Source organism: Providencia sp. Je.9.19 (assembly GCF_051129765.1).
Classification (GTDB): Bacteria; Pseudomonadota; Gammaproteobacteria; order Enterobacterales; family Enterobacteriaceae; genus Providencia.
Genome location: NZ_JBCPSS010000008.1, coordinates 132,321 through 151,273, shown reverse-complemented (window position 1 = coordinate 151,273; position 18,953 = coordinate 132,321). Strand labels below are relative to the sequence as shown.

The following is an 18,953-nucleotide window of genomic DNA, read 5'->3' as shown; positions in this document are numbered from 1 at the left end:
CTTATCGGGTTAATTCAAATAGGTATCAATATGAAGAAGTTTTATTTGTCCGCCATTGCAGTGGCTTTGGTTGCAGTTCTTCCTATCAATAGCCAAGCAGAAACAGATCTCAGTCGTATTGAAGAAAGATTACAAGCACTTGAAAAAAGAGCTGAACAAGCAGAACAGCGTGCAGCTACAGCAGAACGTAAAGCGCAAGAGCTTGAGCACATCATGATGACTCAGAACGTTGTACCTCAAGCTAGCCAAACTTCATTACCGGCAGAAACTGTACCTAAAAAAACGCAAAAATCAGCCCCAGGAGTGCAATACAACAACGATTTTGGTGAATTGAAACTTTATGGTGATGTTGAATTTAATATGGATGCTGCGAGTCGCAAAGGGCAGATTACGTCGGTTCGTACAGCGCTTGGTAAAGGTAATGAGCCTAATAAAAGTGATAATTGGGATATTAATGGACGTATCTTAATCGGGCTTGATGGCAAACATATGAAAGATAACGGTAACTATGCTGGTTTTTCAGTACAGCCGCTGGCAGATATGACAGGGAAAATGAATTTAGATGATGCGGCATTTTATTTTGGGCAACAAAATAGTTGGGAAGCTAAATTAGGGCGCTATGAAGCTTATGATATGTTTTCATTAGGTCAAGATACCTTTATTCAATATTCTGGTAATACGGCGAATGATCTTTATGGTGACGGTTTTGGTTATATTTATATGATGAAAGAAGGCCGTGGTCGTTCAGGGGATGGTGGCAGTGTCCAATTATCTAAATCGTTGGATGATTGGTATTTTGAAATTAATGCGTTAGTTGAAGATGGCACTTCTTTGTTTGATGACAAAACGTATCATGGCTATCAATTGGATAATAAAAAAAATGTGATTTATTTGAGGCCTGTGATTGCATGGCAGCCTAATGATTTTAAAGTTGCAGTCGCAATGGAATCTCAAGTTATCAATAATGCTTATGGCGATACGGTAGAGGGTAAATGGAAAGACATGTCAAAACGTAATGGTTACGGCATGACGGTAGGCTGGAATACGTTAGCACAAGATCCTGATAATGGACTTCAACTGACATTGAGCACTGCTTATTTAGATGCAACTTCTGAAAAAGATTTATCGATAGGCGGTTTTGGTTTATGGCGTCGTGCTCAGCTCGGCTATATCTTTGCACATAATGATATTAAAGATTTTAACTCAGATAAGATATCGTCTGATCCAAACTCTGTATTGAACTCAACACCGGGTAAATACGATATCCACACTATTTATGCTTCTTATGAATTACCCCAAATATTGGACTTAGATAACTATAAAATTTACTTGGGGGCGTATTATTCTAGAATTAATACTGATACCCATAATATGATTAATAGCCACGATAACGACCGTTATGGTGCTCGTGCCCGCTTCAAATATTTTTTCTAATATAATTATTGTTTCCCTAGCGAGTACTTATTGCTAGGGAAATGAACCTCGTTTTGTCTTCAAAAAAAGAATTATTATTTTTTTTCTTGTACTTTGTCTTATTTATATATTAAAACCATCTGCTGTTATGATTAATATCAGTGAATTTAGCTTAATTATTCGGCAGAGTATTTTTCTATAATTACAAAATGAGACAGGGCAGGAGAAACAAATGATTGAGCTCTTAATCGGCGTTATCGTCGCTATTGGAGTTGGCCGCTACATTATAAAAGGCTATTCAGCAACGGGTGTGCTAATGACCGGAGGTATTTTACTTCTGATCATTACTGCAATGATGGGAAAAAGTGTATTACCTGAATCTGTGAAAGCGACGGGGTGGCGCGTAACAGATATTTTGGAATACATTAAATTCCTATTAATGAGCCGAGGTGGCGACCTTGGCATGATGATCATGGTGTTGTGTGGGTTTGCAACTTATATGACTCACATAGGTGCTAATGATGTGGTGGTTAAAATTGCATCAAAACCACTAAAAATGATCAACTCGCCTTATATCTTGATGGTTGCGGCATATATTATCGCTTGCTTAATGTCACTGGCAGTTTCATCCGCAACAGGTCTTGGGGTGTTGTTGATGGCGACATTATTCCCTGTGATGGTTAATGTGGGGATTAGTCGAGGTGCCGCAGCTGCAATTTGTGCATCTCCGGCTGCGATTATTTTAGCACCAACTTCGGGTGATGTTATTTTAGCTGCGAAAGCCGCTGAAATGCCGTTGATTGATTTCGCCTTCAAAACGACATTACCTATTTCAATCGCGGCAATTGTGGCGATGTCTATCGCACACTTTTTCTGGCAGCGTTATCTTGATAGAAAAGAAAATGTTAAAACTGAAATGCTTGATGTGAATGAAATCAAAACTCATGCACCGGCATTTTATGCAATCTTGCCATTCACGCCAATTATTGGTGTATTGGTCTTTGATGGTAAATGGGCGCCTGAACTACACATAGTGACGATTATTGTTGGCTGTATTATTTTAGCCGCAGTGATTGAGTTTATTCGTAGTTTCAGTGCCAAGCACGTTTATGGTGGTTTAGAGGTTTGCTACAAGGGAATGGCAGATGCATTTGCCACCGTTGTCATGCTGTTAGTGGCCGCTGGTGTATTTGCTCAAGGTCTTAGTACGATTGGCTTTATTAAAGGGCTAATTGACCTTGCTCAATCTTTCGGCTCAGGCGCTATTATCATGATGATTGCCTTGGTAATTATTACAATGTTAGCAGCAATGACCACAGGTTCAGGTAATGCACCTTTCTATGCATTCGTTGAGTTGATTCCGCATCTTGCCAAGCAAATGGGTGTGAATCCTGCCTATTTGGTTATTCCAATGCTACAAGCTTCTAATTTGGGACGGACGTTGTCTCCAGTTTCTGGTGTGGTGGTTGCCGTATCGGGGATGGCGAAGATTTCGCCATTTGAAGTGGTGAAAAGAACATCTGTTCCTGTACTCGTTGGGTTGGTCGTTGTGGTCATCGCGACAGAGATCTTGGTGCCGATTTATCTTTAATATTTAATTAAATATTAATACAGATATAAATGGTTAGGGTTAATTTAAATCCTAGCCATTTTTTTAACTATTAATTAGTTGTTTTTAATTATTAACGTTGAAATTAAAAAGCGAATAAACCTTATTAATACGTTTTATCCCTATTTTAGTCGGGGTTTTTTAAACGAATGATGAATTTTTCTCTGCTTACCTCGATAAATATCATTTAATTAACATCATTTATGAGATCTGTGCCAAAAAGTGCAACAAAATTTTAAATTAAGCTAGGTAGTGCTCTTGGTTTAATGCAGAATCCGCTCATCTTTTTACAACAATGTTAATGATGAAAATTACTTTATGAGCACAATAGAAAAACCACTAAGTATTGCAGAGACGTCAGTCAGTAAATGGACCTATAAGGATTTTACTTGGGTTTTATCTTTATTTGGTACTGCTGTGGGGGCAGGCGTACTTTTTTTACCAATTAAGGCTGGCGCGGGTGGTTTCTGGCCGCTAGTTATCTTGGCATTACTGGCAACTCCCATGATTTGGTTGGCTCATAAAGGGTTAGCACGTTTTGTATTATCAGCTAAAAATCCAAATGCAGATATTACCGATACTGTTGAAGAACATTTCGGTAAAGTTGGCGCGAATATTATTACGTTCGCATATTTTTTCGCGATTTACCCGATTGTCTTAATTTATGGGGTTGGTATTACCAATACGGTAGATTCTTTCCTCGTTAATCAGATTGGTTGGGCACCGATTCCACGTTGGTTATTATCTGGTGTGCTGATTTTTGCAATGACTGCTGGGGTTGTTTTCGGTAGAGATTTGATGCTGAAATTGACATCTCTAATGGTTTATCCTTTAGTCTTCATTTTATTAGCATTATCACTGTATTTGATCCCAGAATGGAATACGTCAATGTTAGATGTTGCGCCTGATTGGGCGGCATTACCAACAGTTGTTTGGATGGCCATTCCATTAATTGTATTTTCATTTAACCATAGCCCAATTATTAGCCAATTTACTAAAGACCAACGTCAACAATTTGGTGATAAAGCTATCATTAAAACGGATATGATCACCGGTGGTGCGGCTATCATGTTAACTGGTTTTGTGATGTTTTTTGTTTTCTCTGTTGTTTTATCGCTTAATCCTGCTGAATTAGAGATTGCGAAGAGAGAAAATATCAGCGTGTTATCCCATATTGCGAATATCAATCCATCACCTATTATTTCTTATTTAGGGCCTATTGTTGCATTTGCTGCCATTGTTTCGAGCTATTTTGGTCATTTTCTCGGTGCGCATGAAGGCTTAGTTGGCTTAATTAAATCTCGCTCATCGTTCTCAGTGAAGAAAATTGAATTAGCCTCTATGCTATTTATTGTTCTGACAACGTGGATAGTCACTATTCGTAATCCAAGTATTTTAGGGATGATTGAAACTATGGGGGCGCCAATGATTGCGGCTATCCTATTCATCCTGCCAGTGGTTGCAATGCGTATTGTCCCTGCGATGAAAAAGTTCAGCACATCTAAGTTGGCTCAAGCATTTACATTGCTTTGTGGTTTAGCATCAATAACTTCCGTTATTTATGGTGCATTCTTGTAATCGCTTTTGTTTTTCTGTATCAACCTCATATCGCCTATTTGGCTGTGTGAGGTTTTTTTATATCTATAAGTTATGACATATAAGAAATAATCCGAGAAATAAATAGTGCTATTGGTATTCAAAGTAGCCATCTAGATGTATAACTGAGAGAAGCAGGTTAGATGAAATAATTTCAAGTGAAGATAGTTGTTTGAAAATTACGCTTAGGTAATATCGATTGGTATATAACAGTCAGTAACAAATAATGGTCGCCTTATAGCTTAGTTAAATCGGCTTGTAGTGAGTAGTACCGTTTTGGTGCGCTATAACAAGGATAAAAAATGAAATTAGAAACATTATCGATTCACGCAGGCTATTCTCCAGACCCAACAACGAAATCTGTTGCAGTGCCAATTTATCAAACTACGTCCTATGCCTTTGATGATACACAACATGGCGCTGATCTATTTGATTTGAAAGTGGCGGGGAATATATACACTCGTATTATGAATCCAACTAATGATGTATTGGAACAGCGCGTCGCTGCTTTAGAAGGTGGGATTGCGGGGCTTGCTGTTGCATCAGGAATGGCTGCGATTACTTATGCGATTCAAACAGTGGCACAAGCAGGGGATAATATTGTTTCCGTTGCTAAGTTATACGGTGGAACCTATAACTTACTCGCCCATGCGTTACCTCGTTTAGGGATTAAAACACATTTTGCTGAGCATGATGATTTAGCTGCGCTTGAAGCGCTGATTGATGATAAAACTAGAGCAGTATTTTGTGAAACAATCTCTAATCCTGCTGGTTTTATCGTTGATATTGAGGCACTAGCCGAAGTTGCTCATCGTCATGGTGTTCCTTTAATTGTTGATAATACCGTCGCAACGCCTTATTTATGTCGCCCGTTTGAATATGGTGCGGATATTGTAGTTCATTCATTAACTAAATATATTGGTGGGCACGGCTCTTCTCTTGGCGGAATGGTTGTTGATTCGGGTAAATTCCCATGGGCACAATATCCAGATAGATTTCCTCTATTAATTGAACCTGATGTTGCTTACCACGGCGTAAGTTATACCGAACATTTTGGCGCTGCGGCTTTTATTGCCCGTTGTCGCGTTGCACCGTTACGTGGAACTGGCGCTGCACTTTCACCATTCAATTCATTTTTAATTCTTCAAGGGCTTGAAACACTAGGGTTAAGAATGGATCGCCATACTGAAAATGCATTAAAAGTAGCGAATTATTTAGATAAACATTCACAAGTTGAATGGGTTAAATATGCAGGCCTCGCGAGTAACCCTGAACATGCATTGGCGCAAAAATACATGGATGGCAAACCAGCGGGTATTTTGTCATTTGGTATTAAAGGTGGGCAAGAGGCTGGTGGGCGTTTCATTGATGCACTAAAATTAATTGTGCGTTTGGTTAATATTGGTGATGCCAAGTCTTTGGCTTGTCATCCAGCGTCAACTACGCATCGTCAGTTGAATGATGCCGAGTTAGCACAAGCGGGTGTTTCGCGGGATATGATCCGTTTATCGATTGGTATTGAGCATATTGATGATATTTTAGCCGATTTAGCACAAGCGTTAGATGCTGCTAAATAAAGATTAAGCTCAAAATTTAGTTGGTTTTTCATTTTAAACCATCAATTAAACAACTGCTATTAGATGATTTTTATTATCAATAGCAGTTTTTTATGGGCACTATTATATGGGGCTTAGGTGTTTAACGCTTATTTTGACTATGTATGACAACTAATATGATATTCATATGACATAGAAATGAGCATTTATATGAATTGAGTGAAAATAGCAGCAGGAGCGCTGAACTATTTTTTTTAGGTTGAGTCTGATATGTTGATTCTTATCTTCATCTTATCGAAGTAAATGTTGTTTTCATTTATTGATTGTTTATACACAGCAAGGTTACTAAAAATAAATTGTTGATTTGTTTATATGGGGTTTAGTAAAGCCAACGATAATGGAAATGATTGGAAGATCATGAGCATTAATCTTGTGTTAAAGCGTCCCTAATTATTAGATATTCATAAAAAGAATGGTTGAGATGAGATGATTATGGCAAATAATAAAATTGCCTATTTAAAATGGTGTCTGTTATTTGGATTTGTACTAGTAACTTATTTTATCCCACTTAATGGTCGGTTGCTTTGGCAGCCAGACGAACTACGTTACGCAGAAATAAGTCGTGAATTGATCCGTAGTTATAATTGGAGTGTACCGGAACTGCTTGATATACGTTACTTTGAAAAACCTATTTTTGGTTATTGGGTTGGTGCCGTATTTCAAATGTTGTTTGGTGAAAATAATGTCTCAGTACGGCTAGGTGCAGTATTTAGTACATTATTAAGTGGTTTTTTTGTCTACCTCAGTGCAAAAATGGCTTGGAAAAAAGAAAATATCGCTTTTAATGCCGTTTTTATTTATCTCTCTATGTTAATGGTATTCACCATTGGCACTTATAATATCCTAGACCCCATCGTAACAGCATTTATTACGATGATTATCTTCTTTTTTCAATGGGGATTAACCACAAAGTACTTTTCTCATAAACTTATCGCCTTTATTTTTATTGGTATTGCGTGTGGCTTAGGGGTATTAACCAAAGGTTTTTTAGTTTTAGTATTACCTACATTGGTATGTTCGGTTGCGGCTATTTATTTTAAACAGTTTAAAGAAATATTTTTCTTTTCATTTGTCGCTATATTTACGGCTTTTCTAATCTGCTTACCTTGGGCTTTTGTTATCGCGAGCCGTGAGCCTGATTATTGGCATTATTTTTTCTGGGTTGAACATGTACAGCGTTTTATGTCTAACGACGCTCAAAATAAATCGCCAATCTGGTTTTACATCCCTATCTTATTAGCCGCTGTTATTCCTTGGTTAGGATACTTATTTGCTTCTATTGCTCATGCATGGCGCCAAAAAGGTATTCATCTGTATTTTCTGCTCTGGCTAGTCATACCTTTCCTCTTTTTCAGTATTACAAAAGGAAAGTTACTTACCTATATCTTACCCTGCATTGCACCTATTGCTATTTTAATGGCAGCTTATATTGATAGTGCTTTTTTGCAGAAAAAAGTGGGTACTGTGCGTCTAAATGCCTGTATCAATATCGTATTTGGCCTGATAGCCACTATTGCCATTATTGCTTCACCATATTTCCCTAAAATTAATGTTTATCAAATAGATGAAAGCAATAAGCTATGGTTAGCCGCAGGTGCATTTATATTTTGGACGCTTGTGGCTTTAGTGTCGTTTAAACCAAAGTTTTGGTATCTCGCCGCCGCGTGCACTTTGGTGCTGAGCTTGAGTGTTGGTCATGTTATTCCAAAGTATATTGAAAGTAACAATACTCCGCAAAATGTGATTGCTAAGTACCAAGACAAGTTGTCGAAAAGAGCTGTTTTGTTGACAAACAATGTAGGGCTCGGGACGTCATTAGCATGGGTATTAAAACGTAGTGATATTACGATGCTTCATCAAACGGGTGAGTTAGGTTATGGATTGAAGTATCCTGATGCGGTAAATCGTTTTTATCGCTTAGACCAACTGACTAAGTTATTGGAAGATAATCATTATCGTGATGTTGCTGTCGTGGTTGATAGCTCTCAAGATACGATACTCGATGCATTACCCGGCAATCCCATCATTATTAAAGAAGGTAAACTGGTTTTTGCTTTCTACGAAGGGCTTTAAATAGAAAACCGCATAATAAATTATTATGCGGTTTCTAACCTAAACACATCGACGTAGTTAGACTAGCGAACTATTTTTTGTATGCTATTTTCATTTCTGTCTGCAAGTTGTTTATTCTTTGTTGGCGCAGCAGGACCATGATAAATAAATAGCATTGCCATACTATTGCTCATCTCATTGACGTCGATTTCATTGATTATACGGTTATCCCTTTGATGACTTGTTAAAGAACTTCTCATTAAGATATCTCCTCAGTGTGTTTAATCAGACGATTGGCTTCTGCAAGCTCATAACGCCTTGGTGTCAGTGCAGTAGCACTGTGATTACGGGCAAGTAGTGAATAAATGGTTGGTAAAACAAATAGCGTGAACAAAGTACCCACTAACATCCCGGTTACAATAACGAGGCCTAATCCAAAGCGGCTATTGGCTCCGGCACCAGTCGCAAACAGTAAAGGCACTAAACCGATAACCATTGCCGCAGTGGTCATTAAGATAGGGCGTAACCTAATTTGTGCTGCTTTTAAGATAGCTTGGCGTCGGTCTAACCCTTCATGGGCTTGTAATTCATTGGCAAATTCCACCATCAAAATGCCGTGTTTACTAATAAGTCCTATTAGAGTGACCAATCCTATTTGAGTATAAATATTCAAGGTGGCATAACCCAAAGCGAGTGGGATCAAGGCGCCACAAATGGACAGTGGGACGGTAATCAAAATAATCAGTGGGTCGACTAAGCTTTCATATTGTGCTGCTAAAACTAAATAAATGATAAGAAGCGCCGCCATAAAGGCAAAGGCGAGGGTGTTTCCTTCTTGTTTATATTGGCGCGAATCGGATTGCCAGTCGTGGCTAAATCCTGCGGGTAATTCATTTGCGATAGTATCAAGGTAGCTAACAGCTTCCCCTAGAGTAACGCCTGGTGCAGGAATTGCTTGGAAAATGGCTGCGTTTTGTTGATTAAACTGAGTAAGTTTATTGGGCTCAACTTGTGTATTGATATCCACAACCGTTGAAAGCGGGATCATGGTGTCATTTTGAGCTTTTACATAGTGGCGTGATAGTGCTTCCGGTGTTAGGCGTTGGCTGCGAATACTCTGTGGAATAACATCATAAGAACGGCCATCCATACCAAAGCGGTTAATATAGTTTTCACCAACTAATAAGTTGAGTGATTCACCAATATTTTGCATGCTAATACCTAGGCTATTTGCTTTGGCACGATTAATACGGATCTCAACTACTGGATTGTTGTAGTCAAGGTCACTATCGACCACCATAAATAGGCCACTTTTCCGAGCTTGTTGTTTAATCTCCTCCATTGTCTTATATAACACTGGATAGTCTTGCGGGCTCCTTAATACCATTTGAATCGGTAATCCCCCTGTGGAGCCGGGTAAGGCCGGTAATTGAAAGACAAAAATACTGCTTCCTTCAACATCCCCTACCATACCCTGTAAATCGGACTGAATTGCGGATGCTGGGCGTTCACGCTTTTCCCATGACGACAAATTTGTTCCCCCAAAACTTGACGATGGGCCATCGGTACCATTAATGATCCAAGTGCTTTCGGTCTCAGGTAATTGCATGAAAACATCATGTAATTTGTGAGAGAAGCGTTCAACATATTCAAGATTGGCATGTTGCGGTGATTTAATTGCAGTGAGTACACTGGATTGGTCTTCAACGGGCGCAAGTTCGCGAGGGGCTGATTGATAAAGTAATGGCAAACTGATTACGACAGCAATCGCCAGAATACCCGTTATCCAACGATTATTGAGGGAAAAATTAAGTACAACAGTGTAATAGCGAGCAAGCGTAGCAAAGAATTTTTCTGCTATTCGTGCCATTCGGCCTTCATTTTGCTGTGAATTCAACATAAATGAGCTCATGACGGGGGAAAGCGTTAATGCCACGATACCGGAAACGATGACGGCACCGGCTAAAGTCAGTGCAAACTCTTTAAATAAAGCGCCTGTTAAACCCGACATCAAGCCAATGGGCGCATAGACTGCTGCTAATGTAATTGTCATGGCAATTACCGGCCCTGAGACCTCTCGGGCACCTATCAATGCCGCAAGTACAGGCGATTTCCCTTCTTCAATATGGCGATGTACATTTTCGACCACTACAATAGCGTCATCCACAACTAGCCCAATGGCTAGAACCATCGCAAGTAGCGTTAACAAATTGATACTAAAGCCGAAAGCCATCATTAGGGCTGCGGCACCGAGCATGGACAAGGGAATTGCTAAAATAGGAATAATGACACTGCGAATTGAACCCAGACATAGATAAATGACTACAATAACAATAAGTAATGCTTCAATTAAGGTATTGATCACTTGGCTTATGGAGGCCTTGATAAAGCGAGATGTTTCGAATGCCATCTCAATTTTCACTTCGGGTGGTAATGTTTTGATGATATCAGGCATTAATTTATTCATACCATCAACAATGACAAGGGGGTTTCCTGTTGGGGTGGCAAATAATCCTAAGTAAATCGCGGGTTCACCATTCATCAAACCACTGGTTTCGGTTGAAGATGCACCGAGTTCAATTGTGCCAACATCTTTTAAACGTACCAGACCATTGCCATCATTGCGTATGACGAGATCGCGAAATTCGTTAACGTTAGTTAAATCCGTATTAACGTAAACGTTAGAAAGCACGTATTCGCCTTTTACTTTACCGGGAGCGGCTTGGTAGTTGTTTTTGCGTACCGCCTCAGCAACATCAGCGGCAGAAAGTCCTCGGCCAGCAAGTTTATCGGCATCTAACCACAAACGCATTGCGAGTTGTTGCCCACCAAAAACTTGTACTTTAGCAACGCCTTCAATAGAGGAATACATTGGCTCGACGACGCGAGAAATGTAATCTGTTAAGGCTGGAATGGATAAATTGGTACTGGAAAAACCAATGTAGGCCACAGCAGTTGATTCTCCTGAGGAGAGTTCAATCACAGGGTCATAGGCTTCTTTTGGTAATTTATAACGGACCTGGTTCACTTTCGCCATGACTTGAGTAAGCGCTTGTGTTGAATCACGGTTTAGCGCCATACGTACAGTAACAAGGCTGCTTCCTTGTACTGATGAAGAAGATAAATAATCAATGCCTTCAACAGAAGAGACAGCTTGAGCAATAGGTTGAGTGACAAATCCCTGCATGAGTTTTGCTGAAGCACCAGGATATTGAGTTGTAATGGTAACAGTGGCACTTTCTAATTGTGGATATTGGCGAATAGGTAATTTACTTAATGCAAATAACCCGAGTAAAACAATTAATGCACTGACCACGAGTGCTAAAACAGGTCGACGAACAAAAATATCAGTAAATTTCATAGCGTCTTCCTTATGAACCTTGAGCCGTATCTATCATCGGTTGAGACAATGTATCTTGCGCTATAGGCGTGATTGGCGAACCATCATTTAGACGTAATTGCCCTGAAGTGACGACTTGATCATTTGCTTTTAAACCTTGTTCTATCTCGATTTTTCCATTCCAGCGTTGACCGGTTTTGACTGAAATTCGTTTTGCAGTCATGGCATCACCACTCCCCTTTGTAATAAAAACAGTGTCACCGTAAGCGGTATACGTCACTGCTGTTTCAGGGATCGTCAGCACTTCATTACTCACTTGGCGAACAACATTAACATTGGCATACATGCCTGATTTTAATGTGCCATCGCTATTATTTAATGTGGCTTGTAGGGCGATAGTCCGTGATTTGCCAATGAGTGGGTCAATAGCGGTAATGCGAGCGGGAAAGACTTTTCCGGGGTAAGCATCAACAGAAATATCAACAAGTTGTCCTTGGTGTAGTTCAGGTGAAGCTTGTTCGTCTAATGAAAAATTGAGCTTTAATGTTTGAGTATCAACGAGGCTAGCAATGGCTTCCCCAGGGCTTAAATATTGTCCATCATGCACTTGACGAATACCAATGACGCCATCAAAAGGGGCGTGAATAGCTTTTTGGGCGATCAAGGCATGGGTTTGTAAAATAAGTCCTTGGGCGATATCTCGTTCTGCTCGGGTACTATCAACTTGAGCCTCTGCTACTAAGTGCTGAGTTGCTAGTGAGCGTGTTCTATCATACAAGCGTGTTGCATTGCGCATTTGTGCTTGATAGCGAGTCAAATCGGCTTGTTCGACGGCATCATTGAGTTGAACTAAAAGTTGGCCTTTTTTAACTTGCTGACCAGATTCAAAATAGATTTTAGTAATACGACCTTGAGTTTCCGCAGCAACAAAAACTTGGTTGCCAGCTTCTAATTCGCCTACGCCATAAAATGTACGAGGGGCACTCGCTAAAGTGACAGGTGCTAAGGCTACTTTGACAGGAGGGTATTGATAAGCGGTTTGTTTATCTTCATCATGTTGTGCATAAGTCGAATAGATGGCTGCGCCACTACCTATTGTGAGTAATGTTACACAGAAGGTTATTATTGTTTTTTTATTCATATTTTTTTTAGTCATTCTAGTTTCCTACTACTTTTACGCAGTTTGCGTGAAATACAGACGCCGAAAATGTTCAGTAATAGCCACCACTATTAACTCACCCATAAGTGCACATGTTCGATTGCCCAAAATATTGTGATTTTGGCTAAGCTGATTGAAGCAAATAAAACTAAGATCAACACCTGAGTAATAATCCACACTTGTTGCTCTCTAAAATTTTGTTGATTATCGATGACATAGTACCTCCCCCTTAAAAATAACTTTAATTGACAAGTGCAGAGTGGGGCACTATAAAACCTTAAGTTAAGTTGAGGTCAAGCAAAGGTGTATGAAAATGGAAAACAAAGACACAAAAACGATAAAAATAAGGGAAGTCAAAGAAGAACCCATTGATTTTAGTAGGGCTTTAACGGTAGGTGAGGTTGCGAGTCGTTCTGGAGTAGCGGTATCCACGGTGCATTTTTATGAGTCAAAAGGATTGATTCAAAGTACCCGAACACAAGGAAATCAGCGGCGTTTCCCACCTATTGTGCTGCGTTATATCGCTATTATTAAAGTCGCCCAAAGTACAGGTATCCCTTTGAAGGAGATTCAAGATGCGCTGGGACGTTTTCCGGCTAACAGTAAGCTAACTTCTGAGCAATGGAAAGAGATGTCAACGCAATGGAAAACATCTTTAGATCGACGAATCAAACAGTTAACTCGTTTACGTAATGAGTTAGATCACTGTATTGGCTGTGGTTGTCTCTCACTCAGCGATTGCCCATTGCGCAACCCTGAGGATTTTTTAGGAAGCAGAGGCCCTGGGGCGCAAATTTTAGAACGCCCATAAAGCGATTATGGCGCAATATTTTATCCCTTTTTCTTTTCATAGTGATAACTCACACTTTTCATTTTTTGGATAGCCACTGCTTAATGTGGCTATTTGTCTAATTATATCATCACTTTATTTCTCAAATTGCCGCGCTGATTGGATAATCTTTGCGTATAGCGGCTACCGATTTTTCCTTTTTTTGCGCAATGATAAGTCATGTTAATTATTTGTGAATACATTGTTTCGAGTGAGCAAGAAGAGGGCACAAAAATGAAAGGTTTGCAGGGGAAGGTTGCAATTGTCACCGGAGGCGCAACTAAGATTGGCGCAACAGTGGCGAAAATATTGAGCTCTTATGGTGTTAAAGTCACCATTTTTGATATCGATAGAATTAATGGCGAAAAAGTCGCTCAGTCTGAGCCTAGTATCGATTTTTTAGCGGTTGATATTACTGATGATCAACAGCTCAAACAAGGTATTGATAGAGTTGCGCAAAAATATGGTCAACTCGATTTTTTAGTTAATCTGGCTGCCACTTATCTTGATGAAGGCCAGTCATCCACAAGGCAGGATTGGCTCACTGCTTTGAATATTAACGTTGTTAGTGCTGTTATGGCGGCACAATTTGCTAAAGCGCATTTTGTAAAAGCAGGCAAAGGTGCGATTGTTAATTTTACCAGTATTTCATCTTCTGTCGCCCAGACAGGCCGTTGGCTTTATCCCGCATCAAAATCAACCTTACTTGAAGTGACACGTAGCCAAGCGATGGATTATGCCGCCGAGGGAATACGAGTGAATTCGGTATCTCCCGGTTGGACATGGTCTCGAGTGATGGATGAAATTACGGGTGGCGATCGTCAAAAAACAGACCGCGTTGCGGCTGATTATCACCTATTAAAACGTGTTGGCGATCCTGAAGAAATTGCTCAGGTGGTGGCTTTCCTACTTTCTGATCTGGCAAGTTTTGTTACTGGCGCAGATTACGCTGTCGATGGCGGTTACTCCGCTATGGGGCCTGAACAGGCTAAACCCGCAATTCCCCGTCTTGCTGAATAAGACATCATCATTTTAATTTCATTGAGGAATAAACTATGCGTCGTATTGCAATCGTAGGTGGTGGTCAAGCGGGTATGCCATTGGCTTTAGGCCTCTTGAACAAAGGTTATGAAGTCACCGTCGCCACTAACCGCACACCGGATGATGTCAAAAATGGTCGCGTGATGTCTAGCCAATGTATGTTTGATATTTCACTGCAATTTGAGCGTGATCTAGGAATTAACTTTTGGGAAGACGAATGTCCACCCGTTGAAGGTATTGGCTTTACCGTTCCCCACCCAGAAAAACCGGGTGAAAAAGCGATCACATGGCGTTCTCGCTTAGATAACTATGCACAGGCAGTTGATCAACGAATCAAAATGCCTTACTGGATGGAGCTATTTGCCGCTCGTGGCGGTAATTTGCGCATCGAAGATGTGGGTGTTGCTGAGCTTGAGCGTTTAGCTGAAACTCATGATTTAGTGATACTCGCAGGTGGTAAAGGCGAGATAGTCAAACTTCTCGAGCGTGATGCATCTCGCTCACCCTATGATAAGCCACAGCGTGCATTAGCGCTGACTTATGTTCATGGCATGTTACCAACGCCAGAATATTCACAAGTCTCCTTTAATTTGATCCCCGGTATTGGCGAATATTTTGTGTTTCCCTCACTTACTAATAGTGGCGATTGTCACATCATGGTATTTGAAGGCGTTCCGGGGGGGCCGATGGATCAATGGAATGAAGCGCGTACTCCACAAGAACATTTGGCTTATAGCAAAAAGATCCTCAACACATATTTACCTTGGGAAGCGGATCGTTGCCGCAATATCGAGTTGACCGATGATAACGGTATTCTGGCGGGTCGTTTTGCACCAACGGTACGTAAACCTGTTCTGACATTGCCATCGGGCAAGGTAGTGTTCGGATTAGGGGATGCATTAGTGACCAATGATCCACTCACAGGACAAGGTTCTAACAATGCCACCAAAGCGTGCAAAGTCTATTATGACGCGATTTTAGCGCATGGAGACAAGGCTTATACCGCGGAGTGGATGACTGAAACATTCGAGCAATTCTGGAAATACGGCCGCAATGTTGTGGAATGGACTAATTCATTATTAGCCCCGCCAGAGCCTCATATTTTGCACTTATTAGGTGCGGCGCAACAATTGCCATCACTCGCCCATACTATCGCTAATGCTTTTAACTATCCGCCAGTATTATTCCCATGGTGGAAAGATGGGCAAGCCTGCGAAGCCTATATTCAATCACAAATGATGGAAGAAGCCCGCGCTTAACGGGAAGGAATCAGTATGTCTATGATTGCAGAGGATACGCTAATGTGTGACAGCCAATGGGGTCATACCGAATTTGAATCAAAAACGTTGCGCAATTTACTTGGTTGCTACCCGACAGGGGTAGCAATCGTCACGACGCGTACTGCGGATGGTCGTGATGTTGGGTTGACCATTAACTCATTTGCATCCCTTTCACTCGATCCTCCGCTAGTGTTATGGAGTTTAGTTAACCATTCGCCGAACTTAGCAGCATTTCGTGATTGCCAGCATTTCACTATTAATATTTTGGGTAAGGATCACCAAGAGCTAGCCATGCGTTTTGCGAATCCTCGTATTGAAAATAAATTTGAGAATGTTGCCATTCATATTACGCCAGAAGGTTTACCTGCATTACATGGGGCTATCGTCACTTTAGTTTGTGAAAATCACAAACAGGATCACATCGGTGACCATCTATTAATGGTTGGACATGTTCGCCGTATTGGCAGTGAAACGGGTAAACCTTTAGTTTTTCATAGCGGTGTTTTTACTGCTTTACATGACGCGCTCTAGGCGCAGGAGACACTATGGATCAGCAATTATTAATGTCATTTGCCACGCAATTACAACAAGGCAATATTCAGGTTATCGACCTGACACAGACACTATCACCGTCTTTTCCTGCGCTGCAACTGCCGGAGCAATTCGGACAGGTATGGTCATTTAGTATGGAGCAAATCTCCCGCTATGATGACAATGGCCCAGCATGGTATTGGAATAATTTTAGTTGTGGTGAGCATACTGGCACCCACTTTGACGCCCCGATTCATTGGATAAGTGGTAAAGATCAAGCCAATAACACCGTTGATACCATCCCTGTGCACCACTTTGTTGCCCCAGCAGTGGTTGTTGATGCGAGTAAAGAAGTGGCACAAAATTCGGATTGGGTACTGACTGTCGATTTCCTACAACAGTGGGAAGTTAAACACGGAAAAATTCCATCAAATGCTTGGGTTTTGTTTAGAACTGATTGGTCGAAAAAATCAGATAATCCAGAAGCGTATGTCAATATGCGTGAAGATGGCGCTCATACGCCGGGGCCTTCTCAAGAGGCGGTCGAGTGGCTTATTCATCAGCGTGATGTAAAAGGTTTTGGTGTTGAAACTATCAATACCGACGCAGGGCAATCCTACGCTTGGCCTATGCCTTATCCATGCCACACTTTAATGCATGGCAATAACAAATATGGCCTGCAATGTTTGAAAAATCTCGATCAACTGCCTGCAACAGGAGTGGTAATTGTGGCTGCGCCTTTGAAAATTGAAGGCGGTTCTGGTAGTCCTTTGCGTGTACTCGCACTCGTGGGGTGAGGTATGGCGACATTCTCCGATCCTCAAGTCATTGTTGTTGGCAGTGGAATGAACTCATTAATGTGTGCCGCCTTATTGGCAGTGCGCGGAAAATCGGTTTTAGTGCTTGAGCGAAATGAAAGCTTAGGTGGCTGTATTCGTACAGAAAATTTATTTGAAGGCTATACCCATGATCTGCTTTCTTGCTGGTATTCCTTATTTGTGGGCAGTCCTGGCTATCAAGAGCTCGAACCCTATTTAAAAAAACAGGGTTTGGAATTTGCGCAATGTGATTATTCAACCGGATTGGTTCAACCGGATGGTAAATCAATTGCTTTAAAACGTGATATTGCTGAAGCGGCTAAGCAACTCGATAGTATTGCTCCTGGTGATGGTTTGGTCTTTCGTCGGATGGCCGATAAATTATTTACAGAAGATGCGGCGCTAACTTTTGGTTTGTTAGGACAGAATCCGTATAGCGGTGGCATGTTAAAGCTATTGTTTTCCGAGTGGCGTAAACGCGGCGTTGATGGGTTGCTTGATTTCGCTAAGTCGGGTGTTGAAAGTTTTCGTCGTTGGTCTGAACGTGAATTACAGCATGATTTTAGTCGCGCGCTGATGGCTCCATGGGTGTTGCACACTGGACTCGGGCCTGATGAAGCTAGTTCAGCGTTGATTGGTAAGCTTACTTTTGCCGCGGTTGTTGCAGGTGGAATGCCGGTTGTTAAAGGGGGAAGTTTCCGTATTGTCGAGGCGTTTGCCAAAGTCATTGAAGAGCACGGCGGTCAATTACAAACGGGAATGCATGTTGAGAAAATTATCACTCAAGGCAGTGAAAAAAATAGTCGAGCGACGGGTGTCATCGTAAATGGTGAAGTGTTCAATGCCACTGAAAGTGTGGTGTGCAATGTGACCCCGACTCAGTTGTATGGCTCATTACTTGATGATGTTTCTCCCCAAGTGATGCAAAGCGCAAAAGGTTATCGTTATGGGCGAGCAGGTATGCAAATCCATTTTGCATTGAGTGCGCCGCCGCCATGGTGTAACTCTGAATTGCGCAATGTGCCTTTAGTGCATTTTACGGAAAGCATGGAACAAGTTTGTCTATCGGTAACACAAGCGAATAATGGTTATTTACCTGACAGGCCGACTTTTGGTATTGGCCAGCCAACCGCATTAGATCCAAGTCGAGCTCCTGATGGTGGGTGGATCTTATGGATCCAGATGCAAGAATTACCTCGTCAATTAAAAGGTGATGCGGCAGGGGAAATTACAGTTCCAGCGGATGGTCGTTGGAATGAAACTGTCCGTGAAGCCGTCGCGGATAGAATCCAGCAACGTTTAGAGTTGGTCATGCCTGGTTTTACTTCCTTAATTGTTGGACGAAAAGCAATTTCTCCAGCAGATTTAGAGAATTACAACTGTAATCTGGTTGGCGGGGATCCTTACTCAGGAACCTGCTCTCCTGATCAATTTTTCTGGTTACGTCCTTTTGCCGCATCAGGGCAAACAAAAACACATCAAACCGCAGTGAAAAATCTATTTCATATTGGAGCCTCAACTCACCCAGGTCCCGGTCTTGGTGGCGGCTCAGGATATTTAGTTGCTCAGAAATTAGCTGTAAAACGTAGAACATAATCAAATAAGCAATGGAAATGCACAATAACAAGCAAAGCACACACAGTAAGACAACCCACTATGGCAGGAAAAA

At 41.1% G+C, this 18,953-nt stretch carries 14 protein-coding genes; 11 read left to right on the top strand and 3 right to left on the bottom strand.

The genetic code is table 11. From position 1 onward, the window contains the following. The first annotated feature begins 30 nt into the window (after positions 1 to 30). The 5 genes from AAZR93_RS19955 (at position 31) to arnT (ending at position 8,307) form a co-directional block, all read left to right on the top strand. Positions 31 to 1,434, top strand: a complete 1,404-nt coding sequence (locus tag AAZR93_RS19955) for a carbohydrate porin (protein ID WP_434720849.1) — start codon at positions 31 to 33, stop codon at positions 1,432 to 1,434. 211 nt (positions 1,435 to 1,645) lie between these two features. Beyond that, positions 1,646 to 3,004 (top strand): anaerobic C4-dicarboxylate transporter DcuC, encoded by a 1,359-nt coding sequence (dcuC, locus tag AAZR93_RS19950; protein WP_294109806.1) that lies wholly within the window; start codon positions 1,646 to 1,648, stop codon positions 3,002 to 3,004. Between the two features lie 336 nt (positions 3,005 to 3,340). Continuing rightward, a complete protein-coding gene (locus AAZR93_RS19945) occupies positions 3,341 to 4,600 on the top strand; it encodes an aromatic amino acid transport family protein (RefSeq protein ID WP_434720848.1) in 1,260 nt (419 codons plus the stop codon). 320 nt (positions 4,601 to 4,920) lie between these two features. Next, positions 4,921 to 6,195: a bifunctional O-acetylhomoserine aminocarboxypropyltransferase/cysteine synthase gene (locus tag AAZR93_RS19940; RefSeq protein ID WP_434720847.1), complete on the top strand. Its 1,275-nt coding sequence runs from the start codon at positions 4,921 to 4,923 to the stop codon at positions 6,193 to 6,195. Positions 6,196 to 6,660: 465 nt separating this feature from the next. Next, a complete protein-coding gene (gene arnT, locus AAZR93_RS19935) occupies positions 6,661 to 8,307 on the top strand; it encodes a lipid IV(A) 4-amino-4-deoxy-L-arabinosyltransferase (protein WP_434720846.1) in 1,647 nt (548 codons plus the stop codon). 62 nt (positions 8,308 to 8,369) lie between these two features. Here the strand turns inward: arnT and AAZR93_RS19930 are convergent, their stop codons facing one another. From AAZR93_RS19930 to AAZR93_RS19920, 3 genes are read right to left on the bottom strand one after another with little or no spacing between them, the layout of a single operon-like run. Next, positions 8,370 to 8,546 carry a hypothetical protein gene (locus AAZR93_RS19930; RefSeq protein ID WP_294109797.1) on the bottom strand — a complete coding sequence of 59 codons (177 nt, stop codon included), beginning with the start codon at positions 8,544 to 8,546 and terminating at the stop codon, positions 8,370 to 8,372. Continuing rightward, entirely contained in the window at positions 8,546 to 11,647 is a 3,102-nt protein-coding gene (locus AAZR93_RS19925) for a MexW/MexI family multidrug efflux RND transporter permease subunit (RefSeq protein WP_434720845.1), read from the bottom strand. The genes AAZR93_RS19930 and AAZR93_RS19925 overlap by 1 nt, the downstream gene beginning before the upstream one ends. A gap of 10 nt (positions 11,648 to 11,657) precedes the next feature. Next, positions 11,658 to 12,767, bottom strand: coding sequence for an efflux RND transporter periplasmic adaptor subunit (locus AAZR93_RS19920; protein ID WP_434720865.1), 1,110 nt, complete (start codon positions 12,765 to 12,767; stop codon positions 11,658 to 11,660). 331 nt (positions 12,768 to 13,098) lie between these two features. On the opposite strand from AAZR93_RS19920, the gene soxR reads away from it, so the two are divergent. From soxR to AAZR93_RS19890, 6 genes are all read left to right on the top strand, one after another. Further along, positions 13,099 to 13,596, top strand: coding sequence for a redox-sensitive transcriptional activator SoxR (gene soxR / locus AAZR93_RS19915; RefSeq protein ID WP_294109793.1), 498 nt, complete (start codon positions 13,099 to 13,101; stop codon positions 13,594 to 13,596). Positions 13,597 to 13,794: 198 nt separating this feature from the next. Continuing rightward, a complete protein-coding gene (locus AAZR93_RS19910) occupies positions 13,795 to 14,634 on the top strand; it encodes an SDR family oxidoreductase (protein ID WP_434720844.1) in 840 nt (279 codons plus the stop codon). A gap of 35 nt (positions 14,635 to 14,669) precedes the next feature. Beyond that, positions 14,670 to 15,914, top strand: coding sequence for a styrene monooxygenase/indole monooxygenase family protein (locus AAZR93_RS19905; RefSeq protein WP_294109789.1), 1,245 nt, complete (start codon positions 14,670 to 14,672; stop codon positions 15,912 to 15,914). A gap of 15 nt (positions 15,915 to 15,929) precedes the next feature. Beyond that, positions 15,930 to 16,466: a flavin reductase family protein gene (locus tag AAZR93_RS19900; protein ID WP_434720843.1), complete on the top strand. Its 537-nt coding sequence runs from the start codon at positions 15,930 to 15,932 to the stop codon at positions 16,464 to 16,466. Positions 16,467 to 16,480: 14 nt separating this feature from the next. Beyond that, on the top strand, positions 16,481 to 17,263 hold the full coding sequence (locus AAZR93_RS19895) for a cyclase family protein (protein ID WP_434720842.1): 783 nt from the start codon (positions 16,481 to 16,483) through the stop codon (positions 17,261 to 17,263). Positions 17,264 to 17,266: 3 nt separating this feature from the next. After that, complete coding sequence (locus AAZR93_RS19890; protein ID WP_434720841.1) at positions 17,267 to 18,880, top strand: phytoene desaturase family protein; 1,614 nt, start codon at positions 17,267 to 17,269, stop codon at positions 18,878 to 18,880. The last annotated feature ends 73 nt before the right edge of the window (positions 18,881 to 18,953 follow it).

Excerpts from the sequence above, each read along its gene's own strand:
- AAZR93_RS19955 (WP_434720849.1), top strand. The coding sequence starts at position 31 with ATGAAGAAGTTTTATTTGTCCGCCATTGCAGTGGCTTTGGTTGCAGTT.
- dcuC (WP_294109806.1), top strand. The coding sequence starts at position 1,646 with ATGATTGAGCTCTTAATCGGCGTTATCGTCGCTATTGGAGTTGGCCGC.
- AAZR93_RS19945 (WP_434720848.1), top strand. The coding sequence starts at position 3,341 with ATGAGCACAATAGAAAAACCACTAAGTATTGCAGAGACGTCAGTCAGT.
- AAZR93_RS19940 (WP_434720847.1), top strand. The coding sequence starts at position 4,921 with ATGAAATTAGAAACATTATCGATTCACGCAGGCTATTCTCCAGACCCA.
- arnT (WP_434720846.1), top strand. The coding sequence starts at position 6,661 with ATGATTATGGCAAATAATAAAATTGCCTATTTAAAATGGTGTCTGTTA.
- AAZR93_RS19930 (WP_294109797.1), bottom strand. The coding sequence starts at position 8,546 with ATGAGAAGTTCTTTAACAAGTCATCAAAGGGATAACCGTATAATCAAT.
- AAZR93_RS19925 (WP_434720845.1), bottom strand. The coding sequence starts at position 11,647 with ATGAAATTTACTGATATTTTTGTTCGTCGACCTGTTTTAGCACTCGTG.
- AAZR93_RS19920 (WP_434720865.1), bottom strand. The coding sequence starts at position 12,767 with ATGAATAAAAAAACAATAATAACCTTCTGTGTAACATTACTCACAATA.
- soxR (WP_294109793.1), top strand. The coding sequence starts at position 13,099 with ATGGAAAACAAAGACACAAAAACGATAAAAATAAGGGAAGTCAAAGAA.
- AAZR93_RS19910 (WP_434720844.1), top strand. The coding sequence starts at position 13,795 with ATGTTAATTATTTGTGAATACATTGTTTCGAGTGAGCAAGAAGAGGGC.
- AAZR93_RS19905 (WP_294109789.1), top strand. The coding sequence starts at position 14,670 with ATGCGTCGTATTGCAATCGTAGGTGGTGGTCAAGCGGGTATGCCATTG.
- AAZR93_RS19900 (WP_434720843.1), top strand. The coding sequence starts at position 15,930 with ATGTCTATGATTGCAGAGGATACGCTAATGTGTGACAGCCAATGGGGT.
- AAZR93_RS19895 (WP_434720842.1), top strand. The coding sequence starts at position 16,481 with ATGGATCAGCAATTATTAATGTCATTTGCCACGCAATTACAACAAGGC.
- AAZR93_RS19890 (WP_434720841.1), top strand. The coding sequence starts at position 17,267 with ATGGCGACATTCTCCGATCCTCAAGTCATTGTTGTTGGCAGTGGAATG.